This window comes from Streptomyces sp. NPDC044061, assembly GCF_056434305.1.
On the sequence record NZ_JBWKFL010000185.1, the window covers coordinates 1 to 1,371 of the forward strand.

At 67.0% G+C, this 1,371-nt stretch carries 1 protein-coding gene and 1 pseudogene; both read left to right on the plus strand.

The features are described 5' to 3' along the window. Positions 1-101 precede the first annotated feature (101 nt). Positions 102-1,178 (plus strand): IS110 family RNA-guided transposase, encoded by a 1,077-nt coding sequence (locus AC07CM_RS50985; protein WP_478883375.1) that lies wholly within the window; start codon positions 102-104, stop codon positions 1,176-1,178. 23 nt (positions 1,179-1,201) lie between these two features. Further along, positions 1,202-1,371: pseudogene (locus tag AC07CM_RS50990) on the plus strand (transposase); the annotation flags it as partial.

Here is a 1,371-nt window from a genome sequence, read left to right on the forward strand (position 1 = left end):
TAGGGGCTTTGCCGCACAAAGCACCGTCACAGTTCTGACCGCCCACCGGACCGGTGTCAGCCACCAGACCCAGTCCAAGGAGCCTCGTGACCGTCACCAGCATGCCTCAGCTGACGCTGCCCACGCAGCCAGTCCCGGACCCGGCCGAGGAGGTGGTCCTGGGGGTGGACACCCACAAGGACGTCCACGTCGCCGCTGTCATCACCACTCTGGGCGCCTCGCTCGCCCACCAGGAGTTCCCGACTACCGCTGCGGGATATCGTCAACTACTCGTCTGGGCAAGGTCGTTCGGTGTCCTGCATCGGGCCGGTGTCGAATGCACCGGATCCTACGGAACCGCGCTGACCCGGTACCTGCGCAGGGCAGGCATCGAGGTCGTCGAAATCAACCAGCCCGACCGTGCCACCCGGCGCAAGCGCGGCAAGACGGATGCCGTCGACGCGGACGCAGCCGCCCGCGCAGTACTGTCCGGACGCGCCACCACCGTGCCGAAGACCGCGGACGGCCCCGCAGCGGACATGCGGGTCCTGCGGCTGGCCAAGGAATCGGCCGTCAAGGCCCGTACCCAAGCGCTGAACCAGCTCAAGGCCGTCCTGCTGGCCATCGACCCGGACCTGCGCGAACTGCTCACTGGCCTGAGCAATCCTGCGCTGGTCGCCACCTGCGCGGCCCTCGATGCCGATGACCGGGGTGAGGCCGTCTTCACGATGCGAATGCTCGCCCGCAGAGTCCAGCACCTGTCCGACGAGGTCAAAGAGCTGACCCGGCGCACCACCAGGGCCGTCCGCTCCTGCCGGCCCCAGATGCTGGACCTGGTCGGTGTCGGGCCCGACAGCGCCGCGGTCCTCCTCATCGCCGCAGGTGACAACCCTGACCGGATCACTGACGAGGCATCCTTCGCCGCCCTGTGCGGCGTCAGCCCGGTCGAGCAGTCCTCCGGCAAGACACAACGACGGCGCCTGAATCGCGGAGGCAACCGCCAAGCGAATGCCGCCCTCTACCGCATCGTGATGACCCGCATACGCTGGGACGAACGCACCCAGAAGTACCTGCAGCGACGCACCGCCGAAGGCATGTCCAAGCGCGAGATCATCCGGTGTCTCAAGCGGTACGTCGCGCGCGAGCTCTACCGCCACATCCAACCCCTGGCCACCAGCCAATTTCCGTCCTTGGCTTGACGAAACATAGGGGCTTCTACGTCACCCACAAGACCCCCGAGATCCAGAAGTGGCTCGCCCGGCACCCCCGCTTCCACGTCCACTTCACGCCGACCGGCTCCTCCTGGATCAACCAGGTCGAGCGGTGGTTCGGCCTACTGACCGACAAACTCATCCGCCGCGGCGTCCACACCTCCGTCCAGGCTCTCGAAAA